This is a genomic window from Pseudomonas wayambapalatensis (assembly GCF_049942315.1).
Taxonomy (GTDB): Bacteria; Pseudomonadota; Gammaproteobacteria; order Pseudomonadales; family Pseudomonadaceae; genus Aquipseudomonas; species Aquipseudomonas wayambapalatensis.
In genome coordinates, this window is the sequence record NZ_JBNFMU010000179.1 from 36,236 (window position 1) to 62,817 (window position 26,582).

Annotated in this window: 25 protein-coding genes and 1 pseudogene; 8 read left to right on the forward strand and 18 right to left on the reverse strand. The window is 63.9% G+C overall.

The window, feature by feature from the left end; all coding sequences use genetic code 11:
- Positions 1-145: 145 nt before the first annotated feature.
- The 6 genes from ACPZMI_RS12790 to ACPZMI_RS12815 all read right to left on the reverse strand — a co-directional run bounded on the left by ACPZMI_RS12790 (position 146) and on the right by ACPZMI_RS12815 (position 4,789).
- Positions 146-706, reverse strand: a complete 561-nt coding sequence (locus ACPZMI_RS12790; RefSeq protein WP_426352355.1) for a DUF4136 domain-containing protein — start codon at positions 704-706, stop codon at positions 146-148.
- 18 nt (positions 707-724) lie between these two features.
- On the reverse strand, positions 725-1,357 hold the full coding sequence (locus ACPZMI_RS12795) for a DUF4136 domain-containing protein (protein ID WP_186666051.1): 633 nt from the start codon (positions 1,355-1,357) through the stop codon (positions 725-727).
- Between the two features lie 22 nt (positions 1,358-1,379).
- Entirely contained in the window at positions 1,380-2,129 is a 750-nt protein-coding gene (locus ACPZMI_RS12800; protein WP_186666053.1) for a methyltransferase domain-containing protein, read from the reverse strand.
- Positions 2,126-2,431, reverse strand: coding sequence for a MazG-like family protein (locus ACPZMI_RS12805; protein WP_186666055.1), 306 nt, complete (start codon positions 2,429-2,431; stop codon positions 2,126-2,128). Before ACPZMI_RS12805 ends, ACPZMI_RS12800 begins: the two co-directional genes overlap by 4 nt.
- A 109-nt stretch (positions 2,432-2,540) precedes the next feature.
- Positions 2,541-3,392 carry a MaoC family dehydratase gene (locus tag ACPZMI_RS12810; RefSeq protein ID WP_411383321.1) on the reverse strand — a complete coding sequence of 284 codons (852 nt, stop codon included), beginning with the start codon at positions 3,390-3,392 and terminating at the stop codon, positions 2,541-2,543.
- 2 nt (positions 3,393-3,394) lie between these two features.
- Positions 3,395-4,789, reverse strand: coding sequence for a 3-oxoacyl-ACP reductase (locus ACPZMI_RS12815; RefSeq protein WP_426352356.1), 1,395 nt, complete (start codon positions 4,787-4,789; stop codon positions 3,395-3,397).
- Between the two features lie 120 nt (positions 4,790-4,909).
- On the opposite strand from ACPZMI_RS12815, the gene ACPZMI_RS12820 reads away from it, so the two are divergent.
- From ACPZMI_RS12820 to ACPZMI_RS12830, 3 genes are all read left to right on the forward strand, one after another.
- Positions 4,910-6,187 carry an acetyl-CoA C-acetyltransferase gene (locus tag ACPZMI_RS12820; RefSeq protein ID WP_186708565.1) on the forward strand — a complete coding sequence of 426 codons (1,278 nt, stop codon included), beginning with the start codon at positions 4,910-4,912 and terminating at the stop codon, positions 6,185-6,187.
- Positions 6,188-6,226: 39 nt separating this feature from the next.
- Positions 6,227-7,015: an AraC family transcriptional regulator gene (locus ACPZMI_RS12825; RefSeq protein WP_153774057.1), complete on the forward strand. Its 789-nt coding sequence runs from the start codon at positions 6,227-6,229 to the stop codon at positions 7,013-7,015.
- A 150-nt stretch (positions 7,016-7,165) separates the two neighbouring features.
- Complete coding sequence (locus tag ACPZMI_RS12830; RefSeq protein ID WP_426352357.1) at positions 7,166-9,301, forward strand: autotransporter outer membrane beta-barrel domain-containing protein; 2,136 nt, start codon at positions 7,166-7,168, stop codon at positions 9,299-9,301.
- A 43-nt stretch (positions 9,302-9,344) separates the two neighbouring features.
- On the opposite strand, the gene ACPZMI_RS12835 is transcribed toward ACPZMI_RS12830, so the two are convergent.
- From ACPZMI_RS12835 to ACPZMI_RS12855, 5 genes and pseudogenes are all read right to left on the reverse strand, one after another.
- The gene (locus ACPZMI_RS12835) at positions 9,345-10,112 is read right to left on the reverse strand and encodes a methyl-accepting chemotaxis protein (RefSeq protein WP_370671049.1); all 768 of its coding nucleotides are present in this window, start codon (positions 10,110-10,112) and stop codon (positions 9,345-9,347) included.
- 90 nt (positions 10,113-10,202) lie between these two features.
- A pseudogene (locus ACPZMI_RS12840) lies at positions 10,203-11,291 on the reverse strand (HAMP domain-containing protein); the annotation flags it as partial.
- 190 nt (positions 11,292-11,481) lie between these two features.
- On the reverse strand, positions 11,482-11,886 hold the full coding sequence (cueR, locus tag ACPZMI_RS12845) for a Cu(I)-responsive transcriptional regulator (protein WP_186666067.1): 405 nt from the start codon (positions 11,884-11,886) through the stop codon (positions 11,482-11,484).
- Positions 11,883-14,285 (reverse strand): heavy metal translocating P-type ATPase, encoded by a 2,403-nt coding sequence (locus ACPZMI_RS12850; protein WP_426352358.1) that lies wholly within the window; start codon positions 14,283-14,285, stop codon positions 11,883-11,885. Before ACPZMI_RS12850 ends, cueR begins: the two co-directional genes overlap by 4 nt.
- Positions 14,286-14,338: 53 nt before the next feature.
- Entirely contained in the window at positions 14,339-14,725 is a 387-nt protein-coding gene (locus tag ACPZMI_RS12855; RefSeq protein WP_186666071.1) for a hypothetical protein, read from the reverse strand.
- Positions 14,726-14,872: 147 nt separating this feature from the next.
- Here ACPZMI_RS12855 and ACPZMI_RS12860 point away from each other — a divergent pair, with 147 nt between their 5' ends.
- The gene (locus ACPZMI_RS12860) at positions 14,873-15,070 is read left to right on the forward strand and encodes a heavy-metal-associated domain-containing protein (protein WP_186666072.1); all 198 of its coding nucleotides are present in this window, start codon (positions 14,873-14,875) and stop codon (positions 15,068-15,070) included.
- A gap of 125 nt (positions 15,071-15,195) precedes the next feature.
- Positions 15,196-16,377: a multidrug effflux MFS transporter gene (locus ACPZMI_RS12865; RefSeq protein ID WP_288376637.1), complete on the forward strand. Its 1,182-nt coding sequence runs from the start codon at positions 15,196-15,198 to the stop codon at positions 16,375-16,377.
- On the opposite strand, the gene ACPZMI_RS12870 is transcribed toward ACPZMI_RS12865, so the two are convergent.
- Positions 16,328-16,525, reverse strand: a complete 198-nt coding sequence (locus ACPZMI_RS12870; RefSeq protein WP_238343432.1) for a hypothetical protein — start codon at positions 16,523-16,525, stop codon at positions 16,328-16,330. The genes ACPZMI_RS12865 and ACPZMI_RS12870 overlap by 50 nt on opposite strands.
- 526 nt (positions 16,526-17,051) lie before the next feature.
- On the opposite strand from ACPZMI_RS12870, the gene ACPZMI_RS12875 reads away from it, so the two are divergent.
- Complete coding sequence (locus ACPZMI_RS12875) at positions 17,052-17,765, forward strand: ArsR/SmtB family transcription factor (RefSeq protein WP_186666077.1); 714 nt, start codon at positions 17,052-17,054, stop codon at positions 17,763-17,765.
- A 32-nt stretch (positions 17,766-17,797) separates the two neighbouring features.
- Here ACPZMI_RS12875 and ACPZMI_RS12880 read toward each other — a convergent pair whose 3' ends face one another.
- From ACPZMI_RS12880 to ACPZMI_RS12905, 6 genes are all read right to left on the reverse strand, one after another.
- A complete protein-coding gene (locus tag ACPZMI_RS12880; protein ID WP_186666079.1) occupies positions 17,798-18,745 on the reverse strand; it encodes an adenosine deaminase in 948 nt (315 codons plus the stop codon).
- Between the two features lie 94 nt (positions 18,746-18,839).
- Positions 18,840-20,195 carry an 8-oxoguanine deaminase gene (locus tag ACPZMI_RS12885; RefSeq protein WP_426352359.1) on the reverse strand — a complete coding sequence of 452 codons (1,356 nt, stop codon included), beginning with the start codon at positions 20,193-20,195 and terminating at the stop codon, positions 18,840-18,842.
- Between the two features lie 120 nt (positions 20,196-20,315).
- On the reverse strand, positions 20,316-21,002 hold the full coding sequence (locus ACPZMI_RS12890) for an SDR family oxidoreductase (RefSeq protein ID WP_426352360.1): 687 nt from the start codon (positions 21,000-21,002) through the stop codon (positions 20,316-20,318).
- A gap of 365 nt (positions 21,003-21,367) precedes the next feature.
- Positions 21,368-21,952: an IMPACT family protein gene (locus tag ACPZMI_RS12895; RefSeq protein WP_426352361.1), complete on the reverse strand. Its 585-nt coding sequence runs from the start codon at positions 21,950-21,952 to the stop codon at positions 21,368-21,370.
- 9 nt (positions 21,953-21,961) lie between these two features.
- Positions 21,962-22,624: a TetR/AcrR family transcriptional regulator gene (locus ACPZMI_RS12900; RefSeq protein ID WP_186666086.1), complete on the reverse strand. Its 663-nt coding sequence runs from the start codon at positions 22,622-22,624 to the stop codon at positions 21,962-21,964.
- A 72-nt stretch (positions 22,625-22,696) separates the two neighbouring features.
- Positions 22,697-23,614 carry a LysR family transcriptional regulator gene (locus ACPZMI_RS12905; protein ID WP_186666088.1) on the reverse strand — a complete coding sequence of 306 codons (918 nt, stop codon included), beginning with the start codon at positions 23,612-23,614 and terminating at the stop codon, positions 22,697-22,699.
- A gap of 118 nt (positions 23,615-23,732) precedes the next feature.
- On the opposite strand from ACPZMI_RS12905, the gene aptA reads away from it, so the two are divergent.
- On the forward strand, positions 23,733-25,079 hold the full coding sequence (gene aptA / locus ACPZMI_RS12910; RefSeq protein ID WP_186708573.1) for an omega-aminotransferase AptA: 1,347 nt from the start codon (positions 23,733-23,735) through the stop codon (positions 25,077-25,079).
- A 66-nt stretch (positions 25,080-25,145) separates the two neighbouring features.
- Positions 25,146-26,582, forward strand: a 1,437-nt coding sequence (locus tag ACPZMI_RS12915; RefSeq protein WP_426352362.1) for a CoA-acylating methylmalonate-semialdehyde dehydrogenase, incomplete at its 3' end; no start/stop codon positions are given.

Genomic DNA, 26,582 nt, shown 5'->3' on the forward strand with positions numbered 1-26,582 from the left:
TGCCTTTTCTCAGCCTTCACGCCGCCCGGTTGTAGGAGCGGGCTTGCCCGCGAAAAAAACACCGCGCTGCTTGGCACGGGCTACGCCCGTGTTCGCGGGCAAGTCGCAGCGGCGAACCGCCGCTCCTACAGATAGGCGTTGAGTTTCAGTGCGGTGGATAGTTGCTCATCACCTGGGTCACCGTCTTCTGGATCGCCGCATTGCGCTCCTGCGGGCTCGGCGGGTAGTTGTTCATGACCTGTTCGGCGCTGCCGCGCCAGACCAGCTTGCCGTCCCGGCCATCGAACAGGTCCACCTGGATGGTCGCCACCTTGTAGTCGACGCTGCGGGTCTCGTTGTACATCGGCCCGCCCCAGTAGCCTCCCCAGTAGCCGCCCCAGGCACCGCCGTAGTTGGTGGTGATCTGTTGCTGGCGGTCTTCGACGATCAGGTAGGCACGCACCCTGACATCCGCCCGGGCCGTGCCCTGGGCCGGGCGCAGGCCGCGCTGGTCGAGCTGGTCGGCCACAGCCTGGCGGATGCGCTGCTCGGTGAGGTCGCTCTTGATCCGCGGATCGTCCGGGCGATATTGCAGCGCCGGTTCCTGCCAGGCCCAGCTGCGGTAGGCGGCGAAGTCGCGGCTGGCATCGAAATCCTGGGTGACGTTGTTGCTGGAGCAGGCAGCGACCAGCAACGCGAAGGACAGCAGAACGAGACGGCGCAACATGATGATTCTCCTGACGCGTTAACTGGGAGGGTAGCCACTGAGGGCCTTGCGCACCGACTCGCGCAGGGCGTTTTCACGGTCCCGTGGCGAGCCCTTGTCGCTGCCGCTTTCGGCGCTGGCACTCCACACCGGCTGGCCGTTGCGGGCATCGAACAGGTCGATGCGCACCACCATCACCTCGACTTCGTAGGTGCGCACGATTGGTACGCTGCCGTAGGCACCATAGCCGTTGCGGTAGCCGCCATAGCCGATGCCGCCGTAGGGGGCAGGGCCATAGTAGGGGTCGTAGTCGTAATCGCGGACCTGGCGCAGGCGGCGTTCCAGGCGCAGGTTGGCGCTGACCAGCAGGTCGCCGCTGGCGCCGCGTGCCGGGCGCAGGCCGTGCTGGTCGAGCGCACCGCTGATGGCATCGGCCAGTTGCGCAGGGTCGGCATTGGCGCTGCCGCTGGGTAACTGGCCGTTGCGCCAGCTCCAGCTGCGGTAGCGGCCATAGTCACGTGGCGCGGCCGGGTAGGCGCTGGCGTCGAATGTGGTCGCGGCTTGGGGCGGAGCCGGTGGCAGTGGCCGGGAACTGGCGACATAGGGATTGCTGCTCTGGCACGCCGCCAGGGCGAAGGGGAGCAAGGCCAGGCACAACAGACGGTACGGCATGTATTCCTCCCGGCAGGCGAGATCAGCGTGGGCGACAGGTCCAGTGCAGGTAACGGCCGAGCCCGGCGAAGCTTGGGTGCCGGCGGTGGGCCAGTTCCATTTCCAGCAGGTCGAGCAGTTCGGCCTTGTCCTGGAACTCCTTGGGCATGTAGTCGTGGAACACTCTCACGCCACTCTCGCTTTCGACCTGCCACAAGGGTTCAAGTTGCGCTCGCAGTTCTCGCGGATCAAGGGGTTTTTGCGGGGTGAGACTCTGTTTTTCCCCGGCCAGACGGTCGCTGCGCAGCTTGCGGAAGTGACCCTTGAGCAAGTTGCGGTAGACCAGCGCGTCGCGGTTGTAGAACGCCAGCGACAGCCAGCCACCTGGTGCGGTCAGTTGGTGCAGCACCGGCAGGATGCTGTGCGGTTCGGCCAGCCATTCGAGCACCGCGTGGCACAGCACCACATCGAAGGGCTCGGTGAGCTGACCGAGCAGGTCCTGCCAGGGGGCCTGGATGAAGGTGGCGGGCTGGTTGGCCTCGGCGAAGCGCGCGCGGGCGCCGTCGAGCATCGGCGCGGCGGGCTCGGCCAGGGTCACCTGGTGCCCGCGCTGCGCCAGCCACAGCGCCATGTGGCCCAGGCCTGCGCCAATGTCGAGGATGCGCAGGGGGCGGTCGGGCAGGCTCTCGGCCAGGTCGGCCTGCAACACCGCCAGGCGGATCGCGCCTTTGGCCCCGCCGTAGATCTTCTCGGCGAAGCGGCTGGCCAGCTCATCGAAATGACGGTCGTTCATCGGGCGAAGCGCCTCTCGCTGTCGGCGAGCTTGGCCCGCACCACGCTTTCCATGTCCAGCCCCAGCTCGCTGCACAGCAGCAACAGATAGAGCACCACATCGCCGACTTCCTGGCCGGCGTGGGCGAGCTGCTCGGGGGCAAGCTGGCGTGACTGGTCTTCGCTCAGCCACTGGAAGATTTCCACCAGCTCGGCCATCTCGACGCTGGCGGCCATGGCCAGGTTCTTAGGGCTGTGGAAGCCGCGCCAGTCGTTGTTGTCGCGGATCTGGTGCAGGCGATCGGTCAGTTCTTGCAGGTTCATCGAGGGCTCTCCTTCTGGCGCATAGCTTCAGGTGCGCCAGGGAGCAAATCAAGTGAATTGGAGGCCATTGTTGGGGGCCAAGGGGAGGGCTCAGCGTGCGCTTGACCGGTTACAGGGCGCTCCATTTGCCGGTCATGTGCAGCAGGCCCCCGTGTCCCGTCAGATTGAGTTGCCCTTGTGGCCCTGCGGCACTTGCGCCGAGCACCACCTCCGACGGCAGGCGCACCGGCTTGTGGAAATCCACCGCGAACCCATAACCCGCCACCGGCAGATGCCCGCGCAGCGCCGCCAGCGCCATGGCCTTGTTCCACATGCCATGGGCAATGGCCTTGGGGAAACCGAACAGCCGGGCACTCGCCGCGCTCAGGTGGATGGGGTTGTAGTCGCCGCAGACCTTGGCGTAGCGTCGCCCGATATCGCTGTCGGCGTACCAGCGCGTCACTTCCGGCGCTTCGCTGGTCGGCTCATCGTTGCTCTCGTGCGTTTCGCCTTCGAGCTTCAGCCCTCGCACAAGCATGCGGCTGGTTTCGCGCCAGAGCAGCCCCAGCCCGTCGTGGGCCTCGGTGATCAGGTCGAAGGTGCCACCCTTTGCATGTGCCTGCAGGTTGTCGGCATGCACGGCAAAGCGCAGGCCCTCGATGGCGCCCAGTGGGCGCAGCACCTGGATCTCGTTGTGCAGGTGCACCAGCCCGAGTAGCGGGAAGGGAAAGTCGCTGGCGGTCAGCAGCTGCAATTGCAGGTTGAACGCGACCACGTGCGGATAGGTAGGCGGCAGGCGACCCTCGTCGCTGAAGTGGCACAGGCGACGATAAGCCGCAAGGTTCGTTGGGTCGACCCGCAGGAAGCAGCGCAGGCCACCTGTGGGCAGGCGGTCGCCACTGATCTTGCGCTTGCCGAGCGCTCGCAGATAAAGCCTGGTGCGGGTCTCGGGGGTGTGCAGGTCCTGCCATGTCCGGTTCATGTTCATGCCCCCATCAGTGCTTGCCCGCAGACGCGCAGGTACTGGCCGCTGACCGCACCACTGCCGGGCTGGGCGAGCCAGGCGACAGCCTCGGCGACGTCTTGTGGGCGCCCACCCTGGCCCAATGAACTCAGGCGACGGCCAGCCTCGCGCAGACCCATGGGCATGGCGGCGGTCATGTGCGTTTCGATGAAACCGGGGGCCACGGCATTGATGCTGGCGCCCTGCTCGGCAAGCCTCGGCGCCCAGGCCTGGGCGAAGCCGATCAGGCCGGCCTTGCTCGCGGCGTAGTTGGCCTGGCCACGGTTACCGGCGATGCCACTGACCGAGGCGAGCAGCACGATGCGCGCATTGTCGTGCAACTGGCCGGCATCGAGCAGGGCCTGGGTCAGCACTTGAGGGGCCTTGAGGTTGACGGCCATGACCGCGTCCCAGTACTCCGGAGTCATGTTGGCGAGGGTCTTGTCGCGGGTGATACCGGCATTGTGCACGACGATGTCGATGCCCGCCGGCAGGCCTTCCAGCAATTGGGTTGCGGCGTCGCTGGCGCAGATATCCAGCGCCAGGGCCTGGCCGCCGATACGTGCGGCAAGGGCATCGAGGTCTTTCTGTGCCGGCGGCACGTCCAGCAGGACCACCTCGGCGCCGTCACGGGCCAGGGTCTCGGCGATGGACGCACCGATGCCACGGGCGGCGCCGGTGACCAGCGCACGCTTGCCGGCCAGGGGCCGAGTCCAGTCCTGTACCTGGCTTGTACAGGCTTCGAGGCGCAGGACCTGCCCGGACACGAACGCGCTCTTGGGTGAAAGGAAGAAGCGCAGCGCACCTTCGAGCTGATCCTCCGCGCCGGAAGCGACATACAGCAATTGGGCCGTTGCGCCGTTGCGCAGCTCCTTGGCCAGCGAGCGGCTGAAGCCTTCGAGGGCACGCTGGGCGACGCTGGCCTGGGGGGCTTCGACCTGTTCGGGAGGGCGTCCGAGGATCACTACATGGGCGCAGGGCGCCAAGCTGCGCAGCAGCGGCTGGAAGAATTCGCGCAACTGCCGAAGCTCATCGCTGTCGGACAGATGACTGGCATCGAACACCACTGCCTTGAGTTTCGGGCCGAGCCCGGCGACCCAGGCGGGGGCTGCGAGGTTTTCGCCAGCAAAGCTGTAGCACTCGTCGGTGAGTGCCGGGGCGATGGCTTCGACCTTGCGCACCAGCGGCCCGCCGCCCAGCACCAGTGCGCCTTCGATCGGGCGCAGGCGCCCGGCCTGCCAGCGCTCCAGCGGCGCCGGACGCGGCAGGCCGAGGGCGTCGACCAGGCGGCGGCCGAGGTTGGAGTTGGCAAAGCCGAGATAGCGGTCGCTCATGGTGCGGGTCTCCCTTAAGGCAAGCATGCAAGTGTGGACCATGTTTGTGGCAAGGTCGTTCGAATGTGGCAAAAACGCCTAGGCTGTAGCCAACCTAGCCGAAGTGACGGGCTTTGAGACCGTCATCCAATCGGATCAAATTGTTTCAGGAGGAATCAGCGCATGCACTCACCTCGACGGGTCGCGATCCTGGGGGGCAACCGTATCCCCTTCGCCCGCTCCAATGGCGCCTACGCCACTGCCAGCAACCAGGCAATGCTCACCGCCACCCTGGAAGGCCTGGTGGAGCGCTACCGCCTGCATGGCCAGCGCCTGGGCGAGGTGGTGGCGGGCGCGGTGCTCAAGCACTCGCGCGACATGAACCTGACCCGCGAATGTGTGCTGGGTTCGCGTCTGTCGCCGCAAACACCCGCCTACGACATCCAGCAAGCCTGCGGCACCGGCCTTGAGGCGGCGCTGCTGGTGGCCAACAAGATCGCCCTCGGGCAGATCGACAGCGGCATAGCTGGTGGCGTCGATACCACTTCGGACGCGCCGATCGCCATCAATGAAGGGCTGCGCCGGGTCTTGCTGCAGGCGAACCGGGGCAAGACCCTGAGCGAGCGCCTGAGGCCCTTCCTGAATGTACGTCCGAGTTTTCTGAAGCCTGAGTTCCCACGCAATGGCGAGCCACGTACCGGGCTGTCGATGGGCGAGCACTGCGAACGCATGGCTCAGACCTGGCAGATCGGACGCGCCGAACAGGATGAACTGGCACTGCTCAGTCATCGCCATCTGGCCGCGTCCTACACCGAAGGCTGGCATGACGACCTGCTCACGCCCTACCTCGGCCTGACCCGCGACAACAACTTGCGTGCGGACCTCACCCCAGAGCAGTTGGCCAAGCTCAGACCGGTGTTCGACAAAGGTGCCCAGGGCACCCTGACTGCCGGAAACTCCACGCCGCTGACTGATGGCGCCTCGTTGGTGTTGCTGGGCAGCGAGGCGTGGGCCGAGGCGCGCGGTTTGCCCGTACTCGCCTATCTGGTCGATGGCGAGACCGCGGCGGTGGACTTCGTCAAAGGCCAGGAGGGGCTGCTGATGGCGCCGGTTCATGCCGTGCCGCGGCTGTTGGCGCGCAATGGCCTGAGCCTGCAGGACTTCGACTACTACGAAATCCACGAGGCCTTCGCGGCCCAGGTGCTCTGCACGCTGAAGGCCTGGGAGGACGATCGGTACTGCCGAGAGACATTGGGGCTGGAGGGGGCATTGGGGACGATCGATCGCAGCAAACTCAACGTCAAGGGCAGCTCGTTGGCCGCCGGGCACCCCTTCGCCGCCACCGGCGGGCGGATCCTGGCCAACATGGCCAAGCTGCTGGCCACGGCGGGCAAGGGACGCGGGCTGATCTCGATCTGTGCGGCGAGCGGGCAGGGGGTGACGGCGATCGTCGAGCGCTGAGGTGTTAACCTTGTCCGATCCAAGACAAAAAACAGTGCCATGCAGACCCTCGGACAGATTTCCGCCCCCCGCGCCATCCCCGACCTCGAGCAACTGCCCAGGCCACTCTACGCCCGTGCCGAAAGCCTCGGCGCGGGCTCCTGGACCACGCGCCACCGGCACGATTGGGTGCAGTTTTCCTACGCGATCAGCGGTGTGCTGGGGGTCTACACCAGCGATGGCAGCTACTTCGCGCCACCGCAGTGGGGGGTGTGGATTCCGGCTGGCCTCGAACACGAAGTGGTGACTTCGATGCAGGCCGAGATGCGCAGCCTGTACGTGCGTCGCGATGCCTGTACCTGGGCCGCCGACGAATGCCGGGTACTCGAAGTGACGCCGCTGGCGCGGGAGCTGATCAAGCAGTTCTGCCAGATGCCCGCGTCGTATCCCGAAGGCGACAGCGCCGAGGCGCGTCTGGTAGCCGTCTTGCTCGACCAGTTGCAGGCGTTGCCGCAGGTGGGGTTTTCGCTGCCGCTGCCGCGCCATGCCGGGTTGCTCGCGCTGTGCAATCAGTTGATCGCCGCGCCCGACCAGGCGCAGACCCTGCAGCAATGGGCGCTGCAACTGGGGTGCTCGGAGAAGACGCTGATGCGCCTGTTCCAGCGTGAGACGGGGCTGAGCTTCCGTAACTGGCGCCAGCGCATGCGGCTGTTGTCGTCGCTGGCGTTGCTGGAGGCGGGGGAGAGCGTGACCGATGCAGCACTAGGCTGCGGGTATGACTCGACATCGGCCTATATCGCGGCGTTCAAGCAACTGTTCGGTGCGACGCCTGGGGAGCTTCGTTTCTAACGACGACCGACCAAGTCTTATCCGACGTTATTTCGAACGGTCAATGCGAACAACTCGCTTCTCACGATCAATACGGAACTGTCTGACCGATCTTCCTTTTGCTCCAACGTAACGTCCGCCTCTCGAGCCAATATCCTGAGAGGCATTTCCATGACTGGATCACTAATTTTACTGCGGCGCCATCCGCTGGCGGCAACCCTGACGTTCACTTTGGGCGCAAGTCTGGCTGCCAATGCCGCGGACTTGGGGCCTGGCGAGTTTGCGCTGGTCTCCCCTGGAGACCCTGTCGAGGATTGGCACCTGGGCAGCGGGGCGCGTCTTGACGTGCGCCCGGGCGCCGAGACCGGACGTATCACTGGATTCGACGGCGGTCAGGTCAACGTCGAGGGAGCCAAGGTGAGTTCGACCGACAGGGCTGCGATCAGCATCGTGGATGGTGCGGTCAACCTGACCAATGCCACGGTAGTCAGCACAGGCTCCATCGGGATGGCCCTTGGAACGCTGGGCGATGACACTTTGACGTCTACGGCGATCTTGAGCGGCAGCAGTGTGCGCGGTGCCACCACTGGGGTGGAGTTGGACTCGGCTGATCTGCACGCGCGCAGTTCGCGCATCCACGGTGACAGAGCAGGTGTTGTACTCAAGGGCGGAACACTTGCTTTGCATGAAGGGACCGTGGTGTCGGGGGACGTCGGTCTGGAAGTCGGTACACCGGAGTTCTGGCAAAAGGATCTGCCCAATCAGGTCGTTGTTCAGGCCAGTCTGATCGAGGGGCAGCAGGGTAGTGCGGTAGTGGTTCGTGACGCACAGGTGGACATCCGGGTCGCCGACGGAGGCCAACTCAAAGGCGCCAACGGCGTGCTGCTTGAGGTCATCGAGGGCGGCGAGGCCTCGCTTCACGTGAGCAACAGTCGCCTGGAAGGCGACATCCGCGTCGAGCAGGGTGCCAGTGCTGATATCACCCTGGACAATGCGGCGCACTTACGAGGCCAGCTACATAATGTCCAGCAGTTGCAGATTGGCGCGCAGTCCAGGTGGGAAACGATGGCGGATGCTCAGGTCGGTGCTCTCGACTTGCGCCAGGGTTCGGTAGTCGTGCAGTCAGGCAGTATTCTGCGAGCCGACACCTTGCAAGGAGAGGGTACGTTCTGGCTCGACCATAGCCGCTTGCAGATAGACAGTCATGCCAGCGGCAGCTTTGCCTTGCACCTGGCAAGTTCTGGCCATGAGCCACAGGGGCCGGTGGTCGGAATCGGCAGTGGTGATGCGACGTTCGATCTGGCATCCGGCCCGGTCGATGCAGGGGCCTTTGCTCACGAGTTGGTCCGCGAAGGCGACCAGTGGAGTTTGCGGCCACAGGTCGACATGCGGGGCAAGGCGAGACTGAGCAATGCCGGTGAGACGGCGATGGCGTTCGACAGTTCGCTTGAAGCCGCGTCGCAGGTCGAGTCCCGATGGGTTGTCGGACGCCTCGAAAAAATGCGGACCAATGGTGGTTCAGCCGGGTTGTGGATGCATACCGGCACGACCGGCTTTGATGTCGACAGTGCAGTCGGCACCCGCTATACCCAGCGCGTTGGTGGCTTTGCCCTGGGCGCTGATACTTTGCTCGATGATACTTGGCGGGTCGGTGCGGCAGTGGGGCTCAGTCGTTCGGCGATTGGCCTGCAGCGCGGCTCATCTGCAACACTGAACAGCTACTTCTCCGCGTTGTATGCCGGTTGGGGCGACAACTCCGGTTACTACGCCGATGCTGCGCTCAAGCTCAACCTGTTTGACGGCACCATCGATGCCCGGGCTCACGATGGACGCAAGGTGTCCGGCAATCGCCGTCAGGGGGGGTATGGGCTCACGCTGGAGACTGGTCGTCGCTTGAGCCTTGATCAAGGTTGGTATGTGCAGCCTTTTGTACAACTGAGTGCCGCGATCGTGCAAGGGCAGCGCAGCAGCTTGAGTAATGGGCTTGAGGTCGAGTCATCCAACCAACACCTGAACATGGGGACGCTCGGTATCAAGGGGGGGCGCGTCATCGTCTTGAACAATGGTCTGGAAATGTCGACCCACGGCCGCATCGCGGTGATGGACAACCTGGGCGGCACGCGCAGGGTCAGCCTCAACGGTCATGAACTCGACAACAGGTTCAGCAGCGGGCGCACCGAGATGGCATTGGGCGTATCGTCCGAGGTGCTGTCAGGCTGGACAATCAGCACGGAGGTAGAGGCTGCCCGCGGGCGCAATGTTGATCAGCGTTATGGAATCAACCTCGGCCTGAGCCACTCGTTCTGAGTGTGGCGCGCCACACCGAGGTTTGCAGTGTGGCGCGTGAACTTCAGGTCCTGAACCGCCGCACCAACGCATCCAGCTCGTTGGACAACCCTTCCAGGCTCTGGGAGTCCTGCCGCGCCGCTTGCGCAAGCTCGGCCACCAACTGCGCATCGCCGTGAATCTGGCTGATATGCCGATTGATGTCCTCGGCCACCTGGTGCTGCTCTTCGGCGGCGGTGGCGATCTGGGTGTTCATGTCGCGGATGATGTCCACTGACTCGCGGATCTGCCCGAAGCTGTCGCGCGCCAGGCCGATGCGGTTGACAGACTGCTGCGACACTTCAAGGCTGGCATGCATCTGTTCGGCCACCTCGGCGGTGCGGTTGGCGAGGTTGCCCAGCAGCCCGTCGATCTCGGCGGTGGAGTCGGCGGTGCGCTTGGCCAGGGCGCGGACTTCGTCGGCTACCACGGCAAAGCCACGGCCCTGCTCACCGGCGCGAGCCGCTTCGATGGCGGCGTTGAGGGCCAGCAGGTTGGTCTGTTCGGCGATCGAGCGGATGGTGCCGAGGATCGACTGGATCGCGTTGCTGTCACGCTCCAGTTGCTGGATCGACTGCGCCGACTGCTCGATCTCCTGGCTCAGGCGGTCGACGCTCTGCACCGCCGCATCGATCTGCTGCTGCCCCTCGCGTGCCTGTTGCTGGCCGCTGTCGGCCGACTGTGCGGCCTGGCTGCAGGAGCGCGCCACTTCGTTGGCGGTGGCGACCATTTCGTGGAAGGCGGTGGATACCATGTCCACCGCCTCGCGCTGACGGCCAGCGGCTTCGGCCATGTCGCCGGACACCCGGGTGGAACTGGCCGAGGTGCTGAGGATCTTGCCGGCCGCGCCGCCGATGTGCTGGATCAGGCTGCGGATCGCCCCCAGGAACTGGTTGAACCAGTTGGCCAGTTGCGCGGTTTCGTCGCTGCCTCGTACCTCGAGGTTGCGGGTCAGGTCGCCCTCGCCCTGGGCGATGTCTTCCAGGCCACTGGTGACGCTGTTGATCGGCCGTACGATGAGCTTGGCGAAGGCGGCGCCAGCCACGGCGAAGACGGCCGCCAGCACCAGTGCGAGCGTGCCGATCAGCCAGGTCAGGCGGGTGGTGGTCTGCATCACTTCGTCCTGACGGATCAGGCCGATGAAGGTCCAGCCCAGGCGCTCGTCCGGGTAGATGTTGGCCATGTAGCGTTCGCCATCGAGGGTCACTTCGGCCAGGCCCTTGCCGGCCTTGGCCAGTTCGGCGTAGCCGCCACCGAAACTCTCCAGCTGCTTGAAGTTGTGGCTCGCGTCACGCGGGTCGACCATGACGTTGCCGTTGTTCTCCATCAGGATCAGGTAGCCGCTGTCACCCAGCTTGATCTGCTTGACGATCTCGGTCAGCCCCTTGAGCGAGACGTCGATGTTGACCACCCCGCCCGGGCTACCGAGCTGGTTGGCCACGGTGCGCACGGTACTGACCAGCACGGCGTCGTCGCCGGCCCAGTAGTAGGGCGCGGTGCGCAGGGTCTTGCCGGGGCTGGCCATGGCGGCCTGGAACCAGGGGCGGGTGCGCGGGTCGTAGCTGGCCATCTTCGGGTCACCGGGCCAGAACGCATAGCCGCCGTCTTTCATACCGTAGGACACGTAGGCGTAGTCGGGGTGGCTCTGGGCCAGGCGGGTGAACTGGTCGTACAGCGCCTTGTCCTGCTCGCCCAGGGGAATCTGCGCGGCGTCGGCGGCAATGTACTTCTTGAGGTTGTCGGCGCTGGCCGTGACCAAGGGCTGGCTGGCGAGGTACTCGACGTTCTGCGCAATGCCCTGGAAGAAGATGTTCATCGCGTTGCCGACCTGGCGGATTTCCCGGCTGCTGCCATCCAGGAAGTCGTCCTGCGCTTCTTCTCGCAGGTTCAGCACCACCACGGTGGCGACCAAGACGATGGGCAGGCCCGCAATGACGGCGAAGGCCCAGGTCAATTTTTGCTTGATGTTCATCCACGCTCCCGGATTTTTTCTTGTCGACGCATGAAACTGGTATGCAGGTCATCGGCAGAGCGCAGGAATATCTGAGTGAAACTCCCGTATTTATTGGATGAAACTTGATTTTAAGGTCGGTTTGGCCAGGTATGGCTAATATGGCATACCAAAATGCTGGCGTGGGTTGTCAGGCAGCCCACGCCAGCGTTCAGTGACAGCATCCACCTTCGTTCGCCAGGTCCCTGAGAATCGGGCAGTCTGGGCGGTCATCGCCCTGGCAGTGGGCGACCAGCTCGCTCAAGGTGTCGCGCAGGCTCACCATCTCTTCGATCCGTCGGTTCAGTTCGTCGATATGCTGTGTCGCCAGTGCCTTGACGTCGGCGCTGGCGCGCTGGCGGTCCTGCCAGAGCGTCAGCAGCCGGGAGACTTCTTCCAGTGAGAACCCCAGGTCGCGCGAGCGCTTGATGAACGCCAGGCTGTGCAGGTCTTCCTGCTGGTACAGCCGATAGCCGCTGTCGCTGCGCAGCGCCGGCTTGAGCAGGCCGATGGACTCGTAGTAGCGGATCATCTTGGCGCTGAGCCCACTGCGCCGGGCGGCTTGGCCGATGTTCATGGCGTCTCCTTCGAAGCGATGCCGGTGGGCTTCCAGGTCTTGAGCCACAGGGCGTTGCTCACCACGCTGACGCTGGAGAGCGCCATGGCGGCGCCAGCCAGGACCGGGTTGAGGAAGCCAAAGGCGGCGAGCGGGATACCGATCAGGTTGTAGATGAACGCCCAGAACAGATTCTGACGGATCTTGGCGTAGGTCTTGTTGCTGATTTCCAGGGCTGCGGGCACCAGGCGAGGGTCGCCGCGCATCAGGGTGATGCCAGCGGCCTGCATGGCCACGTCCGTACCACCTCCCATGGCGATGCCGATGTCGGCTGCAGCCAGGGCCGGGGCGTCGTTGATGCCGTCGCCGACCATTGCCACCACGCCGTTCTGCTTGAGTGCATTGACGGTGGCGGCCTTGTCGGCTGGCAAGACTTCGGCGTGCACATCGTCGATGCCCAGCGCCTCGGCGACCACCTTGGCGCTGCCGCGGTTGTCGCCGGTCAGCAGGTGGCTGCTGATGCCCTGTGCGTGCAGTGCCGCGATCGCCTGCTCGGCACCGGGCTTGAGGCTGTCACCGAAGGCGAACAGTCCGAGCACCCGGGCATGTGGTGCGCGCTCGATCAACCACGACAGGGTGCGACCTTCGCTTTCCCAGGTCTGGGCCCTGTCGAGCAGATTGCCTGGCTCAAGGCCGCTTTCGTCGAGCAGGCGCCGGTTGCCCAGGGCCAATACCCGGCCTTCGACCGTACCGGCGATGCCGCGCCCGGTGAGCGACTGGCTATCGCTCACCAGGGGAATCTCCAGCCCTTGCTCAGCGCCGGCATCCAGCACGGCCTTGGCCAGCGGATGTTCGCTGCCGCGTTGCAGGGCTCCGGCCAGGCGCAGCAGGTCGTGTGCGTCGCCGACGACGGCCTCGCTGTGGACGATGCGCGGGCTGCCGGAGGTCAGGGTGCCGGTCTTGTCGAAGACCACGCGATTGACCGCATGGGCTCGCTCCAATGCTTCGGCGTCCTTGATCAGGATGCCATGGCTGGCTGCCACACCGGTGCCGGCCATGATCGCTGCCGGTGTGGCCAGGCCCAGAGCGCAAGGGCAGGCGATCACCAGCACGGCCACAGCGTTGATCAGTGCGTTTTCCAGCGGTGCACCGGCCAGCCACCAGCCGACCAGGGTGATCAATGCGAGCACCAGCACCGCCGGGACGAACACCTGGCTGACCCGGTCGACCAGCTTCTGGATCGGTGCCTTGGCCGCCTGGGCGTCTTCGACCAGGAGGATGATCCGCGCGAGTACGGTTTCGGTGCCCAGGGCCAGGGTGCGCACCAGCAGGCGGCCTTCACCGTTGATCGCACCGCCGGTGACCTTGTCGCCGGGCTGTTTGGGCACTGGCAGGCTTTCGCCGCTGATCAGCGCTTCGTCGGCGTGACTGCTGCCTTCGATCACCTCGCCGTCGACCGGGAAGCGCTCGCCGGGCTTGACCAGTACCAGGTCGTCCAGGCGCAGCTGGCTGATCGCTACATCTTCCTCGCGGCCGTCGATCACGCGCAAGGCGCGCTCGGGGCGCAGGGCTTCGAGTGCGCGAATGGCGCTGGCGGTCTGGCGTTTGGCGCGGCTTTCCAGGTATTTGCCCAGCAGCACCAGGGCGATTACCACGGCCGAGGCTTCGAAGTAGAGGTGAGGTTCCATGCCCGCATGGGCCTGGGACCATTCGTACAGACTCAGGCCATAGCCGGCGCTGGTGCCAAGGGCGACCAGCAGGTCCATGTTGCCTGCGCCGGCACGCACGGCTTTCCAGGCGGCCTTGTAGAACCGTGCCCCGAGGATGAACTGCACCGGGGTTGCCAGCACGAATTGCGCCCAGGCCGGTAACATCCAGTGCAAGCCGAACGGCTGCACCAGCATTGGCAGAACCAGGGGCAGGGCCAGCAGCAGGGCGGCGATCACCGCCAGGCGTTCGTTGCGCAGGCGTCGCTGCGCATCGTGGCGATCGTCATGGGCGGTACGTGGCAGGCTGGCGCTGTAGCCGGCCTTTTCCACGGCGCCGATCAAGGCGTCGTCGCTGACGCCTTCGAGTACCCTGAGGTGCGCGCGTTCGCTGGCCAGGTTCACGCTGACCTGCTCGACCCCGGACACCTTGCCCAGGGCGCGTTCGACGCGGCCGACACAACTGGCGCAGGTCATGCCGCCTACCTGAAGTTCAAGGGTGCGGCTCGGCACGCTGTAGCCGGCCTTGCGCACCGCTTCGAGCAGCTCCGGCAGGCTTTCGGCCGGGGCCTGGACCCTGGCCTGTTCGGTAGCAAGGTTGACGCTGACCTGTTCGGCGCCGTTGACTTTACGCAGCGCGCGCTCGACGCGACCCACGCAACTGGCGCAGGTCATGCCGGCGATCGGCAGGTCGAAGGTGGTTGATGCGGGCATGGGCTTTCCTCCGTGATCGAGCCTGCAGCATCAAGCTTGCCATGTTGGTAAGGTCAATACCCCAGGCCGGCTCGCTTCAATTCCAGCCCATTCTGGCCCACGGCGATCCGGTATTTGTTGATCTGGCCCGCCTGCAGGTTGAGGCGGGTGCTGCGCTGGTCCTCCACGCCGGGTGCACAACCGGGCACCTGCCCGGGCAGCAGGCGCAGGCGCACGTCCACCGGCCCTGGCGGCAGGTTGAACGAGGTCGATTGTTCCTGGAACACCCGCCCGGAGAGCTGGTCGTTGAGGTAGACACCGATTTCGCAGTTGGTGGCTACCTCCAGGCGCTCCCGGGAAATGATCAGCACGCTGTAGTCCGAATTGCCCTCGGCGCTGACCGGTGGCACGACGGCCACGGCACTCAGCAGTCCGACGAGGCCCAATGCTGCCCTGATCATGAAACTTCTCCTGGTTGGCGAGTCGTCAAAAGCGCAGCTTGGCCGAGCCGCACGCGGATTTCCAGCCCGGCCGTTTTGTGCAGAACTTGACCTTGCCATGATGGCAAGCTTGAAACTCTCTGCAAAACCCAGATGGAGGTAGTTCCGATGCAAGTCTTCAATGTGCAGGGCATGAGCTGCGGTCATTGCGTCAAGGCGGTGACCCGTGCGGTTCAGGAGCAGGATGCGACAGCGCAGGTGGAGGTCGACCTGGGGGCCAGGCAGGTGCGGGTTCAGAGCCAGCTCGGGGTGCAGCAGATCCTGGAGGCGATCCGTGAAGAGGGTTACCAGGCCGAGCCGGCCTGACGACTCGCGGTGGTGCCTGCTCCAGGGACCACCGTTTTCAGGTGTAACTGTTACAAAGCTTTTCATACCAGGCCGCCTCCAGTGCAGTTAGACTAGTCCGTTGCTTAGCCTGCTATGGATTTCCGATGAATCTGCGCACCCTATTGATCCTCGGCGCTCTTTCGGCCTTCGCGCCATTGGCGATCGACTTCTATCTCCCCGCCTTCCCTGCCATGGCCCAGGCCTTCGGCACTGATGAACAGCACGTCCAGACGACCCTGGCGGCCTATTTCCTTGGCTTGTCGCTTGGCCAACTGGCCTACGGTCCGATCGCCGACCGTTTCGGCCGACGCAAGCCACTGTTGTTCGGTATCAGCCTTTTCACCCTGGCGTCGCTCGCCTGCGCCTACGCCCCTGACCTCGACACGCTGGTCGTGGCGCGTTTCATCCAGGCACTGGGTGGGTGTGCGGGAATGGTGTTGTCGCGGGCCATCGTCGTCGACAAATGCGACGCCGTGGGGGCCGCCAAAGCCTTCTCGCAATTGATGCTGGTGATGGGGCTCGCGCCGATTCTCGCGCCGATGCTCGGCGGCGTCCTGATCAATGTGTCCGGCTGGCAGTCGATCTTCCTGGTGCTCAGCCTGTTCAGCGCCGCCTGCCTGCTGGCGGTGAGCCTGGGGCTGCCGGAAAGCCTGCCAGCCCACGTGCCGCGCCAGCCGCTGTCGGGTGCCTTGCGCCAGTACCTGCGGCTGCTGGGCGATCGGGTGTTCCTGGGGCATGCGCTGACGGGTGGCATCGCCATCGCCGGCATGTTCGCCTATATCGCCGGTTCACCGTTCGTGTTCATCAAGCTCTATGGCGTGCCGGCCGAGCATTACGGCTGGCTGTTTGGCACCAATGCTGCCGGTTTCATCCTCTGTGCCCAGGTCAACGCCCGGCTGCTGGCCAAGCGCGGCCCAGCCTTCCTGCTGGCCCGAGCGGTATGGCTCTACCTGGCTGCAGGGGTAGTGCTGCTGGGGGTGGCGCTGCTGCATCCGACGCAGTTGTGGCCATTGTTGGTGCCACTGTTCGTGTGCATCGCCAGTCTGGGCTGCATCATTCCCAACGCCTCGGCTTGTGCTATGAACGGGCAGGGTGCCAGGGCCGGCAGCGCGTCGGCATTGATGGGCAGCCTGCAGTTCAGCGTCGCCGCAGGGGCCGCGGCGCTGGTGGGTGTCCTGCATGATGGCAGCGCAGTGCCGATGGCCTTGGTGATCAGCTTGTGCGGTGTGTTGGTGGTCAATGTCGCGATGCTGACTCGACGCCTTCAGTCCAGGCAGGCTGCATGAGGGGGTGAGGGGCCTTCAGGCGTGTCTCCAGAACGGCGACGAATGCCCGGGCCTCCGCCTCGCTGCGAAAACTCACCACATGTTGATCGAGCTGTACCTGCCAGGGGCAGTTGGGGTGGCGGTTCGATGTACTGACGACAATCTTCATCGCGGCATCCTCCTGTCGGGGTGAGAGCGAATCCAGTGTAGCGCTGTACCGATTGCCCGCCATGTGCCGCGACGACGTCCTGACTGACGGTCACCCCCGGGGCGATGGGCTGACTCAATCAATATACGAACCTTCGCTTTTCCTTGCCCTACTTGTGGAACCCTAATGTCGGCAATGTTCCGCTCTTGTGGCCTTTACCTGGCAGTGGATGTGGCTATGTCCGGGATGCTAGAGGGGATGCTGGTAGCGCTCGTCATTCACTGGCATTTCCCTATATCGCCAAGGGTGCCGCTACCCTCGGCCTTGTGCCGCAAACCGGTGGCCAAACCCACCTAGTACAGGGCTTTCGGCGGCTTATACTTGTCCCCGCAGGCCCTTGCAGCGAGAGCGGTTTCCCCATCAGGCGGGGCTTCCCATACAGCCTGACAGGCTGCACCTACACCTATATGCCGCAACCTCTGGCGATTCCTACTGCCATGGATGGCCATTGGACAAGAAACGTGACTTTGCATGGAGTTGATGGAGCATGAAAGCAGTCAGCAGTATCAGTCAGATCGCCGGTCTGATGGCCGAGCCCAAGCGCAGTGCCATGCTCTGGGCCTTGATCGATGGTTCGTCCCGGCACGCTGATGAGTTGGCGCTCATGATCGGCGTCACTCCATCATCGGCCTGCGCCCACCTGTCTTTATTGTCGGCTGCTGGCTTGCTGCGCCTCGAGGCGCGTGGGCGCAAGCGCTATTTTCGACTGGCCACCCCCGAGGTGATCGCCGCGGTCGAGGCACTGGCCAGCGTGCAGCTTGGTGGCCGTGCCGAATGCCAAACATCGGTCAGGCCCCTGCAGGTGCCGCTGTCGTTGCGCAGGGCGCGACGTTGTGGTGACCACCTGGGGGGCGAGATTGCGGTCGATCTTTATCGACGCATGGTGGCCGCCGGCTGGTTGGAGGGCAATGACCTGCATCCTACCGTGAGCCTGGAAGGGCGTGTGCAATTGGCTGCAATTGGCGTCTATATCGATGCGCTGGCGCCCCGCCAGCGCGGTGGATGTGTGGTCTGTCACAGCAGTGAGTGGAGTGACAACGGCCCCCACCTGGGCGGCGGTGTCGGGCAGGCGATGCTCAGGTTGTTCATGCAGTCTGGCTGGATACGCGAGCAGGAGGGATCGCGCGTGATGCAGATTTCCACCTTGGGTATTCAGGAGATCAACCGTATCGCGAGGGTGCCGGCATTACAGGTGGGCTGAAGTGCCCCTGTAACACCGGTTGTGCTCGCGACTCAGACCAGGCGTGCATCCAGGCTGTTCTGCGCCAGGCGGGTTGCCTGTTCCTGGGTCATGCCCAGATGCTGGTGCAAAGCGTGGAAGTTTTCTGTGACATAGCCGCCGAAGTAGGCCGGATCGTCGGAGTTCACCGTGACCTTGACCCCACGTTCGAGCATGTCGAGGATGTTGTGCTGGCTCATATGGTCGAACACACAGAGCTTGGTGTTCGACAGTGGGCAGACGGTCAGCGGAATCTGCTCGTCGATGATGCGTTGCATCAGCCGCTCATCCTCGATGGCGCGTACGCCGTGGTCGATGCGCTTGATCTTCAGCAGGTCGAGGGCTTCCCAGATGTATTCGGGTGGGCCCTCCTCGCCGGCGTGGGCAACGGCGACCAGGCCTTCGCTGCGGGCGCGGTCGAAGACGCGCTGGAACTTGCTTGGTGGATGACCTTTCTCCGAGCTGTCCAGGCCCACGGCAATGAAGGCATCGCGGAACGGCAGGGCCTGGTCCAGGGTCTTCTCGGCTTCCTCCTCGCTGAGGTGACGCAGGAAGCTCAGGATCAGGCCGCTGCTGATGCCCAGTTGCTCGCGACCATCCTTGAGCGCCTGGTTGATACCGCTGAGCACCACCTCGAAGGAGATACCCCGGTCGGTATGGGTCTGCGGGTCGAAGAAGGGTTCGGTGTGAATGACGTTCTGTGCCTTGCAGCGTTGCAGGTAGGCCCAGGTCAGGTCGTAGAAGTCCTGCTCGGTGCGCAGCACGTCGGCGCCCTGGTAGTACAGGTCGAGAAACTCCTGCAGGTTGTTGAAGGCGTAGGCGCTGCGCAGCGTCTCCACGTCGGCCCAGGGCAGGGCGACCTTGTTGCGTTCGGCCAGGGCGAACAGCAGTTCCGGCTCCAGCGAACCTTCCAGGTGCATATGCAGTTCGGCCTTGGGCAAGGCATTGAGCCAGTCATACATGGGGTGTGATCTCGAATCAGGTACGGTTGGCCGACATTCTACAGGGCTACGCGCTATTCGGTAGGGCGGGGCTGCCCAGCAGCCCCGCTGTGCTTCAACCGGCAATCAGTGCGGCTGCCGCCTGACGATGGTCGGCGATCAGGCCCTGGACATCGAGTCCCTCGATCTGGCCATCGATCACGCGCCAGTGGCCGCCGACCATGACTCGGTCAGCCCGGTCCGCCGCGCACAGCAGCAGCGCGGACAGCGGATCGTGGCTGCCGGAGAAACGCAGCTCGTCGAGCTTGAACAGGGCCAGGTCCGCCTGCTTACCCACCGCCAGCTCGCCGATATCGCCACGGCCCAGCAGTTGTGCCGAGCCGCGGGTTGCCCAGCCCAGCGCGCGCTCGGGCGTGATCTGCTCGGCGCCGTAGCGCAGGCGTTGCAGGTAGAGGGCCTGGCGTGCTTCGAGGATCATGTTCGAGGCATCGTTGGACGCTGAGCCGTCTACACCCAGGCCGACTGCGGCTCCGGCAGCTTCGAGCTCGACGGTTGGGCAGATCCCCGAGGCCAGGCGCATGTTCGAACTCGGGCAATGGCAGATGCCGGTACCGGCAGCACCCAGGCGCGTGATTTCGTCGGGGTTGAAGTGGATGCCGTGGGCCAGCCAGGTGCGCGGGCCGAGCCAGCCGACACTGTCGAGGTAGTCCACGGTGCGCAGGCCGAACCGCTGTAGGCAGAAGTCTTCCTCATCGAGTGTTTCGGCCAGGTGGGTATGCAGGCGCACGTCCAGCTCTTCGGCCAAGGCGGCGCTGGCACGCATGATCTCTGGCGTGACCGAGAAGGGTGAGCAGGGCGCCAGGGCGATCTGGATGCGCGCGCCTTCGCCACGCTCATGGTAACTGTGGATAAGTCGCTGACTGTCGGCCAGGATCACCTCACCTTGTTGCACTGTCTGCTGCGGGGGCAAGCCGCCATCTGCTTCACCCAGGCTCATCGAGCCGCGGGTCAGCATGGCGCGCATGCCGAGCTTGCGCACGGCTTCGACCTGTACGTCGATGGCGTGGTCCAGGCCTTCGGGGAACAGGTAATGGTGATCGGCGGCAGTGGTGCAACCTGACAGCAGCAACTCGGCCAATGCAACCTCGCTGGCAAGCGCCAGTTTGGTCGGGGTCAGCCGTGCCCACACCGGGTAAAGGGTCTTGAGCCAGGGAAACAATGGTTGGTTGACCACCGGAGCCCATGCGCGGGTCAGGGTCTGGTAGAAGTGGTGGTGGGTGTTGATCAGACCGGGCAGCACCACGTGCTCACGGGCATCGAACACTTGGTCACAGGGGGTGTTGGGTTGTTCGCCGAGGGCGAGCAGTTGGCTGATGCGGCCGTTTTCGATGACCAGGCCACCGCGGGCATCGGTGTCATTGGCAGTGAAGATGGCAAGGGGGGATTTCAACCAGATACGGGTCGCAGGCATGGTGCCGGCTCCTCTGAAAGTGGGTTCAGGGTTAGCCAGCTCAGTGTTGTCCTGTCTGCTGATCCAGGTCCGCCGCGAGGCGAGGCATCGAGTCTACTGCCTCGCCACGCGGCTTTCAATTCACCAGGTCAGGGCGTCGCCCTTGTAGTTGATAAAGCGCAGGCCGCCCTGGCCGCTTTGCTCGTTGATCCGGTCGAGCATGCCGCGTGTGCTGGTGAACACGTCGATTTCCGCGTTCTCGCCGCCCATGTCGGTTTTCACCCAGCCTGGGTGCATGGCCAGCACGCTCAGGTCGGAGCGTTGCAACTCCACCACGAAGCTGTTGATCATCGAGTTGAGTGCAGCCTTGCTGGCCTTGTACAGGCAGATCTCGTTGCCATCCGGGCTGGTCACGCTACCCAGGCCCGAGCTCATGAACGCCAGCACCCCGGTGTTTTCGCGGATCTGTCCGACCAGCCGACGTGCCACGCGGATGGGCGCTACGGCATTGGTCATGAACAGGTCGCCGATCTGCGATTCTTGTACGGTTTCCAGATCTTGCGGCAACGGCCCCATGACCCCGGCGTTGACGAACACCAGGTCGAAGATTTCGCCCTGCACACGCTGCTTGAGGCGGTCGAGCAAAGCGGTATCGTTCATTTCCAAAGATTCGATGCGCACACCTGCGACATCGTTGAGGGCGCTGGGCTTGCTCGCATCGCGCACGGTAGCCGTGACGTTCCAGCCGTCTTCACGCAGGCGTTGTACCAAGCCCAGTCCCAATCCGCGGGAGGCGCCGATGATGAGGGCGTTTTTGCTTGTGGACATGTGGACGCTCCGAAGTCGCTTGAAGAAAGGTATCGAGGATACTCCAGGCGGGCGCGACTCGCCTGCGTTGCTTCTGTACAAAAAATGATCAGACGCTCCGCGCCTTGTGCTGGTGGGCGCCCCGCTTGTTGGCGCACGGGTTATCCACAGGCTGTTCCACAGTTATTGTGCGCAAGCGTGTGGGCACCGGACGAGCCCGCGAAAACCGGGCGGTGGGGATAACTCTCTGGCTTTCAGTGGTTTGCAGGTGTCATAAAACAGTGATCAAAATATGCTCAATCGGCTGAAAGCCATATGTGGCAAGGCTTGCAAAAGAATGCCCCAAGCTTATCCACAGGCAGGCCCACAGCAGTTGTGGGCAGCTTTCAGCGAAGCTCCAGGCGAATCCGGCCACGGCTGAGGTCGGCCAATTGCTGCTGAAATGTCTGCACGTGCTCTGCGCCCAGCGCCAGGAGCAGATCGACACCGTTTGCCGTGAACTGTTCGTCCAGCACCAGCCCTTCGGCCTCGGCCAGGCGCAGCTTGAGCAAGGCCAGCTCGCTGAAGGTGCAACTGCAGGTGAATTCGCTGCGCTGTACAAGCAGCCGTTTCGGCGCCTGTTGCAGGCATTTGTTGGCGCCTCCGCCATAGGCCCGGGCCAGGCCCCCGGTGCCGAGCTGGATACCGCCATACCAGCGGATGACCAGCACGACCACCTGATCGCAGTCTTGGGCTTCGATCGCCGCAAGGATTGGACGTCCGGCGGTGCCGCCCGGCTCGCCATCATCGCTGCTGCGGTATTGCGCACCGAGTTTCCAGGCCCAGCAGTTGTGGGTGGCGGTTGGGTCGCTGTGGCGTTCGATGAAGCTCATCGCCTCGGCAGCGCTGCTGACAGGGCCGGCGAGGGTGATGAAGCGGCTCTTGCGGATGTCTTCGCGGAACTCGCAGAGCTCAAGCAGGGTAGAGGGCATAGGTCCGGGTCAGGCGGGCGGATTGATGCCGCAGCCTTTGAGAATGATGTGGATAAGGTTGTTGCTGGCGTCTTCCATGTCCTGCTTGGTCAGGCGGCTGCGACCGGTGACCTGGCAGATCTGGGTGGCGAAGTCAGCGTAGTGCTGGGTACTGCCCCAGAGCAGGAAGATCAGGTGCACAGGGTCTACCCGGTCCATCTTGCCGGCCTCGATCCAGGCCTGGAACACCGCGGCGCGGCCGCGGAACCACTCGCGGTAGTCGGCGCTGAAGTATTCGGTCAGGCAGTGCCCACCGCTGATCACCTCCATGGCGAAGATCCGCGATGCCTGCGGGTTGCGTCGGGAGAACTCCATCTTGGTGCGAATGTACTGGCTCAGCGCCACGGCCGGGTCGTCCTCGACGCTCAGGGCGTTGAAGGTACTGTCCCACAACTCGATGATGTTGCTGAGCACGGCGATATAAAGGCCGAGCTTGTTGGTGAAGTAGTAGTGCAGGTTGGCTTTGGGCAGGTTGGCCTTCAGCGCGATGGTATTCATGCTGGTGCCCTTGAAACCATGGCGGGCGAATTCGTCTTCGGCGGCCTGGATGATGGCCTGTTCGTTCTTCTGGCGAATGCGGCCGGCGGGCTTGCCCGAGGCGGAGAGGCGATGCGCAGGGACTTCAAAGGTCATGGACGTTTCCGTACGGGGTCTGTGGGCAACGGATGTCGGACAGATTACCTGCCTGTGCCGAAGTGACAAGCATTAGCGCGTTGCCGCGAGGCTTTCGAGGAAACTTTCCAGAACCAGGTTCGGACGCCGTCCCTTGCGCGTCACCCAGCTCAGGCTCAGGTCATAGAAGCGTTGCGCCGGTTTCAATGCCCGCAGGCGGCCTTGCTGGACCCAGAACATTGCGTAGTGATCGGGCAGGTAGCCGATGTAGCGCCCGGTGAGGATGAGAAAGGCCATGCCCTCGCGGTCCGAGGCGCTGGCGGTGCAGTTCAGGGCCTGGTAGTGCGCCTGGATGTCGGCCGGCAGACGGAAGGTCGGGGCGATGGCTTCCTGGCTGTTGAGGCGCTGGTCGTCGATCTTCTGGTCTTCGGCATAGAACAGCGGGTGGCCCACTGCGCAGTAGAGCAACGAACGTTCGCTGTACAGGGGTTGGTATTCCAGGCCCGAGAGCGGGCTGGTCTGCGGCACCACGCCAACATGCAGACTGCCGTCCAGCACCCCTTGTTCGACCTGGCTCGGAGCGATCATGCGAATCTGGATACGCACGTCCGGCCCGCGATCCTTGAGCTCGGCCAGGGCGTGGGTGATGCGCATGTGAGGCAGGGTCACCAGGTTGTCGGTCAGGCCGATGTTGAGTTCGCCACGCAGGTGCTGGTGCAGTCCGTTGACCTCGGTGCGAAAGCTCTCCAGAGCGCTGAGCAGTTGCAGTGCCGAGTGGTAGACCTCGCGGCCTTCCTCGGTGAGCGAAAAGCCTGCCCGGCCACGCTGGCACAAGCGCAAGCCCAGGCGCTGCTCCAAGTCATTCATCTGCTGGCTGATGGCCGAGCGCCCGATACCCAGTACGTTTTCCGCCGCCGAGAAGCCGCCGCACTCGACGACACTGCGGTAAATCTTCAGCAGGCGAATATCGAAATCGCTGACTTGCGCGAGGGGATCGGGGCGACGACTCATAAGTTTAGTCCACTGCTAACTGAAGATTAGAAATGTTGGCTTTTTCAGACTTTATCCCCGTGACAATTTAGCTGCAACAACACCCGTCGTTGCCTAGTCGTCTTCCGAGGAACCGCCGATGAACATGCCCGAAACCGCCCCGTCCGGCCTGGCCAGCCAGCTCAAGCTGGATGCTCACTGGATGCCCTACACCGCCAACCGCAACTTCCAGCGTGATCCGCGCCTGATCGTGGCGGCCGAAGGCAATTACCTGGTTGACGACAAGGGGCGCAAGATCTTCGACGCACTGTCGGGCCTGTGGACCTGCGGCGCCGGGCATACCCGCAAGGAAATCACCGAAGCGGTGACGCGTCAGTTGAGCACCCTGGACTACTCGCCGGCCTTCCAGTTCGGTCACCCGCTGTCGTTCCAGCTGGCCGAGAAGATCGCCGAGCTGACGCCAGGTGACCTCAACCATGTCTTCTATACCAACTCCGGCTCCGAGTGCGCCGACACCGCGCTGAAGATGGTGCGTGCCTACTGGCGCCTGAAAGGCCAGGCAACCAAGACCAAGATCATCGGCCGTGCCCGTGGTTACCACGGCGTGAACATTGCCGGCACCAGCCTGGGCGGGGTCAATGGCAACCGCAAGATGTTCGGCCAACTGCTGGATGTCGACCATTTGCCTCACACCGTACTGCCGGTGAACGCGTTCTCCCGCGGCATGCCGGAAGAGGGCGGTATCGCCCTGGCCGACGAGATGCTCAAGCTGATCGAATTGCATGACGCTTCGAACATCGCCGCGGTGATCGTCGAGCCGCTGGCCGGCTCCGCTGGCGTGCTGCCTCCACCGAAGGGTTATCTGAAGCGCCTGCGTGAAATCTGCACCCAGCACAACATCCTGCTGATCTTCGACGAAGTGATCACTGGCTTCGGCCGTATGGGGGCGATGACCGGCTCCGAAGCCTTCGGCGTGACCCCGGATCTGATGTGCATCGCCAAACAGGTGACCAACGGCGCCATCCCGATGGGTGCCGTGATCGCCAGCAGTGAGATCTACCAGACCTTCATGAACCAACCGACGCCGGAATACGCCGTGGAATTCCCCCATGGCTACACCTATTCGGCTCACCCTGTGGCCTGTGCTGCCGGCATCGCCGCACTGGACCTGCTGCAGAAGGAAAACCTGGTGCAGTCCGCCGCCGAACTGGCGCCGCACTTCGAGAACCTGCTGCATGGCGTAAAGGGCACCAAGAATGTCATCGACATCCGTAACTACGGCCTGGCTGGCGCGATCCAGATCGCAGCGCGCGATGGCGATGCGATCGTGCGTCCATACGAGACGGCCATGAAACTGTGGAAGGCCGGCTTCTATGTTCGCTTCGGGGGTGACACCCTGCAGTTCGGCCCAACCTTCAATACCCAGCCGCAGGAACTGGATCGCCTGTTCGACGCGGTAGGCGAAGCCCTGAACCAGATCGACTGATCTTTCCGACGCTGACGACAGGCGCCTGAGCGCGCCTGTTCCAACCTTCTTTATCTGGAGTTCTGCATGAGCATCGTTCAGCACCTGATCAATGGTGAGCTGGTTTCCAAGGGCGGTCGCACCGCCGATGTCTTCAACCCGTCGACTGGCCAGGCTACCCGCAAGGTCGAACTCGCCAGCCGCGCCACCATCCAGGACGCCATCGACTCGGCCAAGGCTGCGTTCCCGGCCTGGCGTAACACGCCACCGGCCAAGCGTGCCCAGGTCATGTTCCGCTTCAAGCAGCTGCTGGAGCAGAACGAGGCGCGCATTTCGCAGATGATCAGCGAAGAGCATGGCAAGACGATCGAGGATGCCGCCGGCGAACTGAAGCGTGGTATCGAGAACGTCGAGTTCGCCTGCGCCGCGCCCGAGATCCTCAAAGGTGAATACAGCCGCAACGTCGGCCCGAACATCGACGCCTGGTCCGACTTCCAGCCGCTGGGTGTGGTGGCCGGTATCACGCCGTTCAACTTCCCGGCGATGGTGCCGCTGTGGATGTATCCGCTGGCCATCGTCTGCGGCAATGCCTTCATCCTCAAGCCCTCGGAGCGCGACCCGAGCTCGACGCTGTACATCGCCCAACTGCTGCATGAGGCTGGCCTGCCCAAGGGCATTCTCAATGTGGTGCATGGCGACAAGGAAGCGGTGGATGCGCTGATCGAAGCACCGGAAGTCAAGGCCCTGAGCTTCGTCGGTTCGACACCGATCGCCGAGTACATCTATGCCGAAGGCACCAAGCGCGGCAAGCGTGTGCAGGCGTTGGGTGGTGCGAAGAACCACGCAGTGCTGATGCCCGATGCCGAGCTGGACAATGCGGTGAGCGCCCTGATGGGTGCGGCCTATGGTTCGTGCGGCGAGCGCTGCATGGCGATCTCGGTGGCGGTGTGCGTGGGTGACCAGGTTGCCGATGCGCTGATTGCCAAGCTGGAGCCACAGATCAAGGCGCTGAAGATTGGTGCAGGCACCTCTTGCGGGCTGGATATGGGGCCGTTGGTCACAGCTGCTGCACGTGACAAGGTCGTAGGCTATATCGACGATGGCGTGGCTGCAGGTGCCAAGCTGGTGGTAGATGGCCGCGGCTTCCGTGTTGCGGGCAATGAAGACGGTTACTTCGTTGGCGGGACGCTGTTCGACAACGTCACTCCGGAGATGCGCATCTATAAGGAAGAGATCTTCGGCCCGGTGCTGTGCGTGGTGCGTGTGCAGAGCCTGGAAGAGGCGATGCAACTGATCAACGATCACGAGTACGGCAACGGCACTTGCATCTTCACCCGTGACGGTGAGGCGGCGCGGCTGTTCTGCGACGAGATCGAAGTGGGCATGGTTGGGGTGAACGTGCCGCTGCCGGTGCCGGTGAGCTATCACAGCTTTGGTGGCTGGAAGCGCTCGCTGTTTGGCGACTTGCATGCCTATGGGCCGGACGGTGTGCGCTTCTATACCCGGCGCAAGGCGATTACCCAG

Excerpts from the sequence above, each read along its gene's own strand:
- ACPZMI_RS12790 (WP_426352355.1), bottom strand. The coding sequence starts at position 706 with ATGTTGCGCCGTCTCGTTCTGCTGTCCTTCGCGTTGCTGGTCGCTGCC.
- ACPZMI_RS12795 (WP_186666051.1), bottom strand. The coding sequence starts at position 1,357 with ATGCCGTACCGTCTGTTGTGCCTGGCCTTGCTCCCCTTCGCCCTGGCG.
- ACPZMI_RS12800 (WP_186666053.1), bottom strand. The coding sequence starts at position 2,129 with ATGAACGACCGTCATTTCGATGAGCTGGCCAGCCGCTTCGCCGAGAAG.
- ACPZMI_RS12805 (WP_186666055.1), bottom strand. The coding sequence starts at position 2,431 with ATGAACCTGCAAGAACTGACCGATCGCCTGCACCAGATCCGCGACAAC.
- ACPZMI_RS12810 (WP_411383321.1), bottom strand. The coding sequence starts at position 3,392 with ATGAACCGGACATGGCAGGACCTGCACACCCCCGAGACCCGCACCAGG.
- ACPZMI_RS12815 (WP_426352356.1), bottom strand. The coding sequence starts at position 4,789 with ATGGTCCACACTTGCATGCTTGCCTTAAGGGAGACCCGCACCATGAGC.
- ACPZMI_RS12820 (WP_186708565.1), top strand. The coding sequence starts at position 4,910 with ATGCACTCACCTCGACGGGTCGCGATCCTGGGGGGCAACCGTATCCCC.
- ACPZMI_RS12825 (WP_153774057.1), top strand. The coding sequence starts at position 6,227 with ATGCAGACCCTCGGACAGATTTCCGCCCCCCGCGCCATCCCCGACCTC.
- ACPZMI_RS12830 (WP_426352357.1), top strand. The coding sequence starts at position 7,166 with ATGACTGGATCACTAATTTTACTGCGGCGCCATCCGCTGGCGGCAACC.
- ACPZMI_RS12835 (WP_370671049.1), bottom strand. The coding sequence starts at position 10,112 with ATGGCCGAAGCCGCTGGCCGTCAGCGCGAGGCGGTGGACATGGTATCC.
- cueR (WP_186666067.1), bottom strand. The coding sequence starts at position 11,886 with ATGAACATCGGCCAAGCCGCCCGGCGCAGTGGGCTCAGCGCCAAGATG.
- ACPZMI_RS12850 (WP_426352358.1), bottom strand. The coding sequence starts at position 14,285 with ATGCCCGCATCAACCACCTTCGACCTGCCGATCGCCGGCATGACCTGC.
- ACPZMI_RS12855 (WP_186666071.1), bottom strand. The coding sequence starts at position 14,725 with ATGATCAGGGCAGCATTGGGCCTCGTCGGACTGCTGAGTGCCGTGGCC.
- ACPZMI_RS12860 (WP_186666072.1), top strand. The coding sequence starts at position 14,873 with ATGCAAGTCTTCAATGTGCAGGGCATGAGCTGCGGTCATTGCGTCAAG.
- ACPZMI_RS12865 (WP_288376637.1), top strand. The coding sequence starts at position 15,196 with ATGAATCTGCGCACCCTATTGATCCTCGGCGCTCTTTCGGCCTTCGCG.
- ACPZMI_RS12870 (WP_238343432.1), bottom strand. The coding sequence starts at position 16,525 with ATGAAGATTGTCGTCAGTACATCGAACCGCCACCCCAACTGCCCCTGG.
- ACPZMI_RS12875 (WP_186666077.1), top strand. The coding sequence starts at position 17,052 with ATGAAAGCAGTCAGCAGTATCAGTCAGATCGCCGGTCTGATGGCCGAG.
- ACPZMI_RS12880 (WP_186666079.1), bottom strand. The coding sequence starts at position 18,745 with ATGTATGACTGGCTCAATGCCTTGCCCAAGGCCGAACTGCATATGCAC.
- ACPZMI_RS12885 (WP_426352359.1), bottom strand. The coding sequence starts at position 20,195 with ATGCCTGCGACCCGTATCTGGTTGAAATCCCCCCTTGCCATCTTCACT.
- ACPZMI_RS12890 (WP_426352360.1), bottom strand. The coding sequence starts at position 21,002 with ATGTCCACAAGCAAAAACGCCCTCATCATCGGCGCCTCCCGCGGATTG.
- ACPZMI_RS12895 (WP_426352361.1), bottom strand. The coding sequence starts at position 21,952 with ATGCCCTCTACCCTGCTTGAGCTCTGCGAGTTCCGCGAAGACATCCGC.
- ACPZMI_RS12900 (WP_186666086.1), bottom strand. The coding sequence starts at position 22,624 with ATGACCTTTGAAGTCCCTGCGCATCGCCTCTCCGCCTCGGGCAAGCCC.
- ACPZMI_RS12905 (WP_186666088.1), bottom strand. The coding sequence starts at position 23,614 with ATGAGTCGTCGCCCCGATCCCCTCGCGCAAGTCAGCGATTTCGATATT.
- aptA (WP_186708573.1), top strand. The coding sequence starts at position 23,733 with ATGAACATGCCCGAAACCGCCCCGTCCGGCCTGGCCAGCCAGCTCAAG.